The following is a 10,178-nucleotide window of genomic DNA, read 5'->3' as shown; positions in this document are numbered from 1 at the left end:
CCCACCGGACATCAACAAGTCCCTACCTTGATGACGAATGAGCGACTCCAAACCCGCACGAGATTTTTTTGCTTCGCGTCAGAACGCGATTGGGCGGGTCGCAACGAGCATCAGCTCAGCAAGACAACGCCGCCGGGCAGCGATCGCACCTTCGTGCCAAACGCCTGTTCGATTCTGCTCAGAATTTCATCCAGGTTATCGATCCGGAACCGGCCGCTGACCGGAGTCCGGGCGATCTCGGGATTGATGACGACGATTCGTCCCGGACGGTAGCGATTGATCTCGTCGACAGCGTCCGCGAGCGGCGTAAAGCGGAACACCAGGACGCCGCGCTGCCAGGCGGAAGCGACATCGGGATCGACGGCTTCCACGTATTCGGCACCACGGCCATCATAGCGAAGCTGCTGTCCGGAGACGACTGTCGTTACTTGGTTTCCGTGCTCGACACTGAGCTTGCCCTGCAGGCACGTGATACAGACCGATGGTGTGCTACGCCCGTCGAGGCGGACATCGAACTGTGACGCACTGGAGGTGATCCAGCGATCGGCCGCCAGAACGGCGAGCGTGCGTCCATCGCGCCCACGCATCGAGAACGACGCTTCGCCACCGATCAACTCCACCCGCTCGGTGCCGTTGTCGGACGGTTGGACGGCGATGCTGGTCCGCGTGTTCATCTTGATCGAGACATCGGCCGACAGCAGCACATCGCGCTGTTCGCCTGTTTCGGTCCGGTAGTCTGCGCGCAACTCCGTCCAGGACGGCCACATGCCCAAGGGCGGATTGACAACGGCGTAGACCCCCGCCGCAGATGCAGCCGCAAGGCCGCCGCCGAGCAGAAAACGTCGGCTCACGGAGGAGTGGCGCGGCGCTTCGTCCGTTGCTGTGGAGGAAAAGGCTGCGCGCCGCCGCCGCCAGGAGCGACCTGCGGGTTCAAGATCTTTCCACAGCCGGCTCGCCGATGCGAAGGCCGCCGCATGGTCCGGACTCCGGTTGCGCCAAAGCTTCAGGGCATCCGCATCCGCAGTCGTGACCTGACCGGATGTCAACAGCCGGACCCAGGCGATCGCCTCTCGCTCCAGGGGATCGACACCGGAGCGCATTCCGTTCAGGTTGAACGGAACGTGCTCCGGATTCCTTTTTGTGGTCGCATCTTCTTGCGGAAAGCCGGTGTCCACCTTTCCGGAAAATGCTCCAGTGTTTCGGTCGCTCATGCAGGTCATTGTCTTGCGCCGCAAAAGACAGACATCCGGACGGACTGATCGCCGGTTGTGTCACTCTCTAATGATAAGACGTTTTTCATCGACCCAAACCGCATCTCATTTCAGCATCCGGGCGCGACGCGCAAGACAATGTTCCTGGGCGAGCTGAAGCTCCTTTTCGACGAGACGCAGTGAAATGCCCAGACGACGGGCAATCTCCAGCCGCGGCGTCCCGTCCAGGCGGGCGGCAAGCAGGATGTCGCGCTGGCGCGGCGACAGTTCCTGCAGAATGCCTTCCAGAAGCCTCAGATCGGACCGCGCTTCTGCAGTGCGCGACGGGTCGGGTACATCGTCGGCAAACTCAAGCAGCTCATCGATTTCGGTCGCGCTCAGATGGCGGTTGTTTACGTCGCGCATGCGATCGCGCGCCGCATTCATGGCGACGCCGAAGATGTAGTTGCCGGGGTTGCGAACGACACCCACCGTGTCGATGCGGGCGATCTTGATCCACGCATCCTGCAAGGCATCGCCCGCCAAATCTGACGATCCAAGCCGCGCCGTCAACCGCTGCTTGAGATCGCCATAGCGATCGACCAGAAAGCGCCGAACAAGCGCGAGAGACGATTCGGTCATGGCGCAGCGGCCCGGATACGACCATTTGCCAGCTGATCGCAGCCCATCGTCAGGCCAGACGTCTGTGGAACGATGACGATCGAGACGGGCTGCGCCATGTCAGCCGGCCGCGGCCCGCCGATCCGCAAACGACGCAGTGTCCGGTCAATGCTTTCATCGGCACGGGGAGCACCCGTTGAGCCTATCCGCTCATACTGGTTCACGTCGCCTGCGGCGTCGATCCACAGCCGCACGGCAACCCGATAGCCGCCCGGCCGTGCTTCGCTGTCTGCACACAGTGTCTTCTGCAGACTCGCCTGTATTCGACCGAAGTATTGCGTGACCGTGTACGATTGGACGGCGGCCACAGGAGCTGCCGCAGGCAGCAGCACGAACGAATCGTGCGTCACATGACCCGCGGTCAGTCCGCTTCCCTCCAGCAGGATTGCAAGCGCATCACCGGATGAAAGCTGACCGCTTACCGTCCGCGAGCGACGACCGACAGTGAGGTTGCTGTTGTAGAGAGCGTTACGGCCGGTGACCTCGCCGTACAGTTCCAGCGCATTCGCCAGCGGTTGTGCAGGGATATCGAAGTCGAACCGCCGCTCCTGGGCGAGCGCAACCTGCGCGAGGCAGGCCAACGCAAGTCCGAATGTCAGCGCAAGTCCAACTATCAATGCGCGGCACTGCTGGCCGCAGCGGGCTTGCGCGGCCAACGGCGCATCCCACGTTAACATGCGCATCTCACATTTACAAAACTGTCACGTCCCGGCTGACCGTAGGCGGCATATGTTACACTCGCATGTCAGATGGCTGGCATCGCTGGCGGAAGGCCTATAGAGTCGCGCCGCTTGATTGGATTTGGCGGAAGCGCGGATGCGTCTCAGAATAATCTTGCTTGCGACCGCGAGCCTGGTGATCTCGTTCTTTGGCAGTTTGTGGATCATGGACCGGATCTCGCCGCGCGAAGGCGCAGCGGGCGACGTGCCGAAGCCCCCGCTTGCGCAATTGCCGCCGCTACCGCCTGCTTCGCGCGTTTCGAAGGTGATGGCGCCGGTGGCTATCACGCTGGCCTCGATCCGCGACGCCGCCGATCGCGCCGCGCCCCGCAACTTCAACGGCAAGGCCAACAACCCCGCCCCGCAACTGATTCAGAACGCGGACATCAACTGGACCGCGGCCCGCGGCCCGATTTCGGCGACCGGCGCCAACGACACCATTTCGCTGGCGACCGTGGTAACAGGCACCGTCAACGCCAAGGGGTCACTGTCGCAGCAGGCGGGCGGCGCGATCTCGGGTCTCGTGGGCCAGATGTTCGGCGGCAAGGCCGGCGAGCAGGTCGGCCGGATCGCCATTCGCGAACTGAACGCCAACGCCGACATCCTCGCCAATGTCGCCGTGCAGGCACGACCGCAGCTCAGCCCCAACTGGCGCGTCGATCCGAATCTTGCGGCACAGATCAGCCTCGCCGACACCAACCTCAATGCATCCGGCGTCCGCCTCAACGTCAATGATCAGATCCGTCCGCTTATGGACAAGATGCTGGAGGAGCAGCTTGCGAAATTGCGCGAGCAGGCGCGCAATGATCAGACGCTGGAGCAGACCGCTCGCCGCGAATGGACGAAGATGTGCCGTTCGATTCCGCTACCGGCTGCAGCCCCGGGGCTACCGAGTCTCTATCTCGAGATGAAGCCGACCAAGGCGGTCGCAGCACAGCCGCGCATCGACGCCACCAACGTCAACCTGATGCTCGGCATCGAGGCACAGACCGCCGTCACCACGTCGCAGACGAAACCGGACTGCCCTTTCCCGACCGCACTTCAGATCGTGCCGCCGCTCGACAAGGGTACGGTGAATGTCGGCGTGCCGATCGACATGTCGTTCACGGATGTGAACAAGATCATTAGCGCGCAACTGAAGGACCGCACCTTTCCCGAGGACAATAGCGGGCCTGTGGCCGTCACGGTGAAGTCCGCGACGGTCTCGCCGTCGGGCGAGCGCCTTTTGATTTCGCTGCTGGTCAACGCCAAGGAAAAGACGAGCTGGTTCGGCCTCGGCGCCGACGCTACAGTGCACGTCTGGGGCCGACCCGTGCTCAATTCCGAGCAGCAGACACTCAATCTTGCCGACGTCGAGCTTGCGGTGGAATCCGAAGCTGCGTTCGGGCTGCTCGGCGCCGCGGCGCGTCAGGCGATGCCTTACATGCAGAAGGCGCTCGCCGAGCGTGCGACGATCGACCTGAAGCCATTCCTTGCCGAAGCCCGGGTGAAGATCTCCGAAGCGATGGCTGAGTTGCGCAAGAACGATCAAGGCGTGAAGGTCGACGCCGCGGTCACCGGCGTCCGCCTGGTCGACATCGCCTATGACTCAAAGACGCTGCGTATCGTCGCTGAAGCCGATGGCTCCATCAATGTGGCCGTGACGCAGCTTCCAAATTTCTGATGGGCATAGTCATGCCCGCCCCCCGGGTCCGCGCGAAACGCGGCCCGAGGACAGGCTCCGGCGGGCATCCAGTACGCCGCAGCATCTGGCAAACGCGGCAGTGCCGCGGTCGAATCGTGGCGCCATCGCCTTAATCGCGGACTGAGCTCGCCATAATCGACCGCAAAATTCCGTACATTACGGCGATGAAATGGTCTTTTGAGGCCTATGACCGGTTGACGGTTGAAGCATGCGCGCAGCGCGTTGCATGTTGCGCGCAACCTGATCGCGGGGCTGGCAATCAGGGCAACAAGATCAACGCCGGGGGTCTTCATGAAGGTCGTCCTGATCGCAGCGGTTGCTGCGACCGTATCCATCTCGTCTGCTTCTCCCACATTCGCACAAAGCCCTGCGTCGCAAGCGCGGCCGTATGACTCGCTGATCGCAAGCCACGCGGCGTCCAACGGCGTTCCCGCCGAACTCGTGCATCGCGTGATCGTGCGCGAGAGCCGCTATCGCGCCAACGCGATCGGCCGCGGCGGAGCAACCGGGCTGATGCAGATCAAGCTCGCGACCGCGCGCGGCATGGGTTACACAGGAACGGCTGCGGGCCTGCTCGATCCCGAGACCAATCTGAGATACGGAGTGCGCTATCTCGCCGGCGCCTATCGCGCCGCGAACGGCCATCACGGCCGCTCCGTCGGCTATTATGCAAGCGGTTACTATTACGCCGCGAAGCGACAGCGCATGCAGGCGGCAAGCGCCTATGCGAAAACGCCCGCGGCCTCAGCATTCGCCACGCCTGGATTCGTCTCAGCCGATACCGCCACCGACGCCACGCAGCATGGGGGCCGAGCCCGACGGCAGTAGCAGATCTTAGAGCTGCGGACCGATGCCCGCTTTTCGCGGGCATCACAGCGGAAACACTGTCTTAACGCGTCGCTTAAACTCGTCGGTCTTGGAACTTCGGGCGATTGCCGCACGAAGACCGACCGTTGACGTCCGCCTCTTTAGGCCTATTATAAGTCTCGTTCCGAGGGGGGCTCCGGCAGGAGCTGAGATTCCACATCGGTTCGCCGATCGAGACTTCAGATCGCGATATCACCGTGGTGACCCTTCGAACCTGATCCGGGTTATGCCGGCGAAGGGACGGGAATGTTGCACGACATATCGGCGAAGCGCTATCCGGCGCATATCAGCATCATCGGAGCGGGTGTTGCAGGAACCTGGCAGGCGCTGCTGCTGTCGCGCGCAGGCTTCGACGTCACCCTGTTCGAGCGCGACGATCCAGCGCTGAAAAGCTCGACCGGCCACTGGGCGGGCGGCATGCTTGCGCCTTATTGCGAAGGCGAAGCGACCGAGCCCGCAATCACGCGCCTCGGCCTGCGATCGCTGGATCTCTGGGACCAAGAACTCGCAAGCGGACCGCGCAGTGGCACGCTGGTCGTTGCGCATCGCCGCGACCGCACAGATTTCGACCGCTTCGCACGGCGCACGGCCGGACACGACCTCGTCGACGCCGAACGTCTCGCAATCCTCGAACCTGCGCTTGCAGGCCAGTTCGACCGCGGGCTGTTCTATGCCGATGAGCACCATGTCGAGCCGCGCAAGGTCCTGCCGCATCTGCACGCGCGGCTGAATGACCATGGTGTGGCGATTCACTACGGCGAAGCGCCCGCATCCGCTAAGGGTGGCCTGACGATCGATTGCCGTGGCATCGCTGCGCGCGATCAAGTCGCGGACCTTCGTGCGGTGAAGGGCGAGATGATCGTGGTCGAGACGAAGGACGTTCAGCTCAACCGCCCGGTCCGCCTGATCCATCCGCGCTGGCCGCTCTACATCGTGCCCCGCGCCGATCATCATTTCATGATCGGGGCCACCACGATCGAAACCGACGATGACGGCGTCAGCGTGCGCTCGGCGCTGGAGCTCCTGAGCGCCGCCTACGCTGTGCATCCCGCCTTCGCCGAGGCGCGCATCGTCGAGATCGGCGCGGGCCTTCGCCCGGCCTTCCCTGACAACCTGCCGCGTGTCCGCATCGACGGCGACCGCATCAGCGTCAACGGACTGTACCGGCATGGATTTCTGCTGGCGCCCGCGCTCGCCGAACTGACGGCGACCTATCTGACGCGCGACGCGATCGACAACGAGGTGATGCAATGCGTGTGACGGTCAATGGCGAGCCTAAGGACGTCGCAGCCACGCGCGTCGATACACTGCTTGGCGAGCTCGAGTTCGAGGGCACGCACTTCGCCATCGCGATCAACTACGACGTCGTGCCGCGCGCACGCTGGTCGGAAACGGAGATTGCGGAAGGCGACATGGTCGAGATCCTCACCCCGCGACAGGGAGGCTGACGTCAATGGTCGCTTTTTACAACGAGCAATTCTCCTCGCGGCTCTTGATCGGCACGGCGCTCTACCCCTCGCCGGCGGTCATGCAACAGGCGATCCGCGCGTCGGCCGCCGAGCTCGTCACCGTTTCGGTACGGCGCGAGACCGCCGGCGGCAAGACCGGCGATGCGTTCTGGTCGCTGATCCGTGAACTCGGCGTCGCCGTGCTGCCCAACACCGCGGGCTGCCACAGCGTGCGCGAGGCGGTGACGACGGCAAAGCTTGCGCGCGAGCTCTTTGGAACATCGCGCATCAAGCTGGAAGTGATCGCCGACCAGGAGACGCTGCAGCCCGACGTGATCGGTCTGGTCGAGGCGGCGCAGATCTTGATCAAGGACGGCTTCGACGTCTATCCCTACTGCACCGAAGATCTCGGCGTCGCGCAGCGCCTCGTCGATGCCGGCTGTCGCGTCATCATGCCTTGGGCGGCGCCCATCGGCAGCGCGCGCGGCATCGTCAATCGCGACGCGCTGAAGCTGCTGCGGCAGCGGCTGCCGGACATCACGCTGGTGGTCGATGCCGGCATCGGCGCGCCGAGCCACGCGGCCGAAGCGCTTGAACTCGGCTATGACGCCGTGCTGCTCAACACGGCCGTGGCCAAGGCCGATGATCCGGTGGCAATGGCGAACGCCTTTCGTCTTGCCGTCGACGCCGGACGCGCTGCGTTCGAGGCCGGACTGATGACGCCGCGCGATTTCGCCTCTCCCTCCACTCCAGTGATCGGGACTCCGTTCTGGCATGCAGCATCCTGACCGTTTCTATCCCGTCGTTGACAACGTCGCCTGGGTCAAGCGCCTGACAGCGCTCGGCGTCGGCACCGTGCAACTGCGCGCGAAGGATCTCGATCACGCCGACGCGGTGGCGTTGATGCGCAAGGCGCTTGCCGTCACCGCTGGCACCGGCACGCAGCTCGTCGTCAACGATTACTGGCAGGCGGCAATCGAGGTCGGCGCCAGGCACCTGCATCTCGGTCAGGAAGACCTCGCAGACGCGGACGTCAAAGCGATCCGCCGCGCCAACCTGACGCTCGGCCTGTCGACCCACGACGAGGAAGAGCTCGAAAACGCGCTGAAGCACGCGCCAGACTATGTTGCGCTGGGGCCCATCTTCCCGACCACGCTGAAGGTCATGCGGTTCGGTCCGCAAGGGATTGCGCGCATCACCGAATGGAAGCGCAAGGTGGGGACGATCCCGCTCGTTGCGATCGGCGGCATCAAGTTCGAACAGGCAAAGGAAATCTTCGAGGCCGGGGCGGATTCCATCGCCGTGGTCAGCGATGTGACGCAGGCGAAGGACCCGGAGGCCCGGGTGAATCAGTGGCTGCATGCCTTCAAGCATGCGGCGTGAGGAGAATGATGAGCATCCCTTCGTCATTGCGAGCGTAGCGAAGCAATCCAGTCTGAGCTTGTGGCATATGCCGCGCTGGATTGCTTCGTCGCTTCGCTTCTCGCAATGACGGCGAGACTCGAGCTTCGACGAGACACAAAAAATCAAGGAGAGCGCCATGAACATCCACTCCAAGCCGACCCGCCCTGAGATCACCACCGGGCCGCTGCCCGCCTCGCGCAAGATCTACGTTACGCCGGAGGCTGCGCCCGACCTGCGCGTGCCGCTGCGCGAGGTCATTCTGAGCGAAGGCGCGGGCGAGCCTAACCTGCCGGTCTACGATACGTCGGGTCCCTACACCGACAACGATGTCGCGATCGACGTCAACAAGGGTCTGCCGCGCACACGGCAAGCCTGGGTGCGCGAGCGCGGCGGCGTCGAGGAATATGAGGGCCGCGTCATCAAGGCTGAAGACAATGGCAATGTGGGCACGGCGCACGCCGCTGCAGCCTTCAGCGCCTACCACAAGCCGCTGCGCGGCATCGGCGATGCGCCGATCACCCAGCTCGAGTTCGCCCGCGCCGGCATCATTACCAAGGAGATGATCTACGTCGCCGAGCGCGAGAACCTCGGCCGCAAGAAGATGCTGGAGCGTGCGGAGGCCGCGCTTGCCGATGGCGAAAGCTTCGGCGCCAGCGTGCCGGCCTTCATCACGCCGGAATTCGTGCGTGACGAGATCGCGCGCGGCCGCGCCATCATCCCGAGCAACATTAACCATGCCGAGCTCGAGCCGATGATCATCGGCCGCAACTTCCTGGTGAAGATCAACGCCAACATCGGCAACTCGGCAGTGACGTCATCGGTCGAGGAAGAAGTCGACAAGATGGTGTGGGCGATCCGCTGGGGCGCCGACACGGTGATGGACCTCTCCACGGGGCGCAACATCCACACCACACGCGAATGGATCCTGCGCAACGCGCCGGTGCCGATCGGAACGGTGCCGATCTACCAGGCGCTGGAGAAGTGCAACGGCGATCCGGTGAAGCTGACCTGGGAGCTCTACAAGGACACGCTGATCGAGCAGTGCGAACAGGGTGTCGACTACTTCACCATCCACGCCGGCGTGCGCCTGCCCTACATCCACCTCACGGCCAATCGCGTCACAGGCATCGTCTCGCGCGGCGGCTCGATCATGGCGAAGTGGTGCCTCGCGCATCACAAGGAGAGCTTTCTCTATACCCACTTCGAGGAAATCTGCGACCTGATGCGGAAGTATGACGTGTCGTTCTCGCTCGGCGACGGCCTGCGGCCCGGCTCGATCGCCGACGCCAACGACCGGGCTCAGTTCGCCGAACTCGAAACGCTCGGTGAACTGACGCAGATCGCCTGGAAGAAGGGTTGCCAGGTGATGATCGAGGGCCCCGGCCACGTGCCGATGCACAAGATCAAGATCAACATGGACAAGCAGCTCAAGGAGTGCGGCGAAGCGCCGTTCTACACCCTTGGCCCGCTGACAACGGACATCGCGCCGGGCTATGACCACATCACCAGCGGCATTGGTGCCGCGATGATCGGCTGGTTCGGCTGCGCGATGCTCTGCTACGTGACGCCGAAGGAGCACCTCGGTCTGCCGAACCGCGACGACGTGAAGGTCGGCGTGATCACCTACAAGATCGCCGCGCACGCGGCCGATCTGGCGAAGGGCCATCCGGCGTCGCAGTTGCGCGACGACGCCTTGTCGCGCGCGCGGTTCGAGTTCCGGTGGGCCGACCAGTTCAACCTGTCGCTCGATCCCGATACGGCGCTCGCCTTCCATGACGAGACGCTGCCGAAGGAAGCCCACAAGGTCGCGCACTTCTGCTCGATGTGCGGACCAAAGTTCTGCTCGATGAAGATCACCCAGGACGTGCGCGACTACGCAGCAACGCTGAACGACCCGGAGAAGCGCGCGGTTGCCGGCGTGACGATCAAGGGCCAGATCGAAGACGGCATGGCGCAGATGAGCGCCAAGTTCAAGGAGATGGGCGGAAACGTGTATCTCGATGCGGAAAAAGTGAAGGAGAGCAATCGGGTGCTGTGATTTGTCATTGCGGGCCATAGCCGTTCGAAGAACGGCGTCGCTTCGCTCGCCTATGGCGAAGCAATCCAGCCGCGCGAAGCGCGCAACCAAGACGCAGCATTTGCGTCAAGCTCACACTGGATTGCTTCGTCGCTTTGCTCCTCGCAA

Annotated in this window: 10 protein-coding genes and 1 riboswitch; of the genes, 7 read left to right on the top strand and 3 right to left on the bottom strand. The window is 63.5% G+C overall.

The window, feature by feature from the left end; genetic code table 11:
• Positions 1-110: 110 nt before the first annotated feature.
• From RCO31_RS08755 to RCO31_RS08745, 3 genes are all read right to left on the bottom strand, one after another.
• Complete coding sequence (locus RCO31_RS08755; RefSeq protein ID WP_308967922.1) at positions 111-1,211, bottom strand: DUF4880 domain-containing protein; 1,101 nt, start codon at positions 1,209-1,211, stop codon at positions 111-113.
• A gap of 105 nt (positions 1,212-1,316) precedes the next feature.
• Positions 1,317-1,832, bottom strand: coding sequence for an RNA polymerase sigma factor (locus RCO31_RS08750; RefSeq protein WP_308967921.1), 516 nt, complete (start codon positions 1,830-1,832; stop codon positions 1,317-1,319).
• The gene (locus tag RCO31_RS08745) at positions 1,829-2,548 is read right to left on the bottom strand and encodes a TonB C-terminal domain-containing protein (RefSeq protein ID WP_308967920.1); all 720 of its coding nucleotides are present in this window, start codon (positions 2,546-2,548) and stop codon (positions 1,829-1,831) included. The genes RCO31_RS08750 and RCO31_RS08745 overlap by 4 nt, the downstream gene beginning before the upstream one ends.
• Before the next feature lie 139 nt (positions 2,549-2,687).
• On the opposite strand from RCO31_RS08745, the gene RCO31_RS08740 reads away from it, so the two are divergent.
• From RCO31_RS08740 to thiC, 7 genes are all read left to right on the top strand, one after another.
• Positions 2,688-4,253 carry a DUF4403 family protein gene (locus RCO31_RS08740; protein WP_308967919.1) on the top strand — a complete coding sequence of 522 codons (1,566 nt, stop codon included), beginning with the start codon at positions 2,688-2,690 and terminating at the stop codon, positions 4,251-4,253.
• A gap of 312 nt (positions 4,254-4,565) precedes the next feature.
• On the top strand, positions 4,566-5,102 hold the full coding sequence (locus RCO31_RS08735) for a transglycosylase SLT domain-containing protein (RefSeq protein ID WP_308967918.1): 537 nt from the start codon (positions 4,566-4,568) through the stop codon (positions 5,100-5,102).
• 156 nt (positions 5,103-5,258) lie between these two features.
• A riboswitch (TPP riboswitch) is annotated at positions 5,259-5,399 on the top strand.
• On the top strand, positions 5,388-6,401 hold the full coding sequence (locus RCO31_RS08730) for an FAD-dependent oxidoreductase (protein ID WP_308967917.1): 1,014 nt from the start codon (positions 5,388-5,390) through the stop codon (positions 6,399-6,401). It overlaps the preceding riboswitch by 12 nt.
• Positions 6,392-6,589 (top strand): sulfur carrier protein ThiS, encoded by a 198-nt coding sequence (thiS, locus tag RCO31_RS08725; protein WP_308967916.1) that lies wholly within the window; start codon positions 6,392-6,394, stop codon positions 6,587-6,589. The genes RCO31_RS08730 and thiS overlap by 10 nt, the downstream gene beginning before the upstream one ends.
• 5 nt (positions 6,590-6,594) lie before the next feature.
• Positions 6,595-7,377: a thiazole synthase gene (locus tag RCO31_RS08720; protein WP_308967915.1), complete on the top strand. Its 783-nt coding sequence runs from the start codon at positions 6,595-6,597 to the stop codon at positions 7,375-7,377.
• Positions 7,364-7,972 (top strand): thiamine phosphate synthase, encoded by a 609-nt coding sequence (locus RCO31_RS08715; protein ID WP_308967914.1) that lies wholly within the window; start codon positions 7,364-7,366, stop codon positions 7,970-7,972. The genes RCO31_RS08720 and RCO31_RS08715 overlap by 14 nt, the downstream gene beginning before the upstream one ends.
• A 157-nt stretch (positions 7,973-8,129) precedes the next feature.
• Positions 8,130-10,031 carry a phosphomethylpyrimidine synthase ThiC gene (thiC, locus tag RCO31_RS08710; protein WP_308967913.1) on the top strand — a complete coding sequence of 634 codons (1,902 nt, stop codon included), beginning with the start codon at positions 8,130-8,132 and terminating at the stop codon, positions 10,029-10,031.
• Positions 10,032-10,178: the final 147 nt, after the last annotated feature.

It is taken from the genome of Bradyrhizobium sp. LHD-71 (assembly GCF_031157255.1).
Taxonomy (GTDB): domain Bacteria; phylum Pseudomonadota; class Alphaproteobacteria; order Rhizobiales; family Xanthobacteraceae; genus P52-10.
The sequence above is the reverse complement of the archived record's forward strand: the minus strand, read 5'-3'. Positions and strand labels throughout refer to the sequence as shown.

What these genes read in the sequence shown, in the direction of transcription:
- RCO31_RS08745 (WP_308967920.1), bottom strand. Translation starts at nt 2,548, where the DNA reads ATGTTAACGTGGGATGCGCCGTTGGCCGCGCAAGCCCGCTGCGGCCAG.
- thiS (WP_308967916.1), top strand. Translation starts at nt 6,392, where the DNA reads ATGCGTGTGACGGTCAATGGCGAGCCTAAGGACGTCGCAGCCACGCGC.
- RCO31_RS08750 (WP_308967921.1), bottom strand. Translation starts at nt 1,832, where the DNA reads ATGACCGAATCGTCTCTCGCGCTTGTTCGGCGCTTTCTGGTCGATCGC.
- RCO31_RS08715 (WP_308967914.1), top strand. Translation starts at nt 7,364, where the DNA reads ATGCAGCATCCTGACCGTTTCTATCCCGTCGTTGACAACGTCGCCTGG.
- thiC (WP_308967913.1), top strand. Translation starts at nt 8,130, where the DNA reads ATGAACATCCACTCCAAGCCGACCCGCCCTGAGATCACCACCGGGCCG.
- RCO31_RS08755 (WP_308967922.1), bottom strand. Translation starts at nt 1,211, where the DNA reads ATGAGCGACCGAAACACTGGAGCATTTTCCGGAAAGGTGGACACCGGC.
- RCO31_RS08735 (WP_308967918.1), top strand. Translation starts at nt 4,566, where the DNA reads ATGAAGGTCGTCCTGATCGCAGCGGTTGCTGCGACCGTATCCATCTCG.
- RCO31_RS08720 (WP_308967915.1), top strand. Translation starts at nt 6,595, where the DNA reads ATGGTCGCTTTTTACAACGAGCAATTCTCCTCGCGGCTCTTGATCGGC.
- RCO31_RS08730 (WP_308967917.1), top strand. Translation starts at nt 5,388, where the DNA reads ATGTTGCACGACATATCGGCGAAGCGCTATCCGGCGCATATCAGCATC.
- RCO31_RS08740 (WP_308967919.1), top strand. Translation starts at nt 2,688, where the DNA reads ATGCGTCTCAGAATAATCTTGCTTGCGACCGCGAGCCTGGTGATCTCG.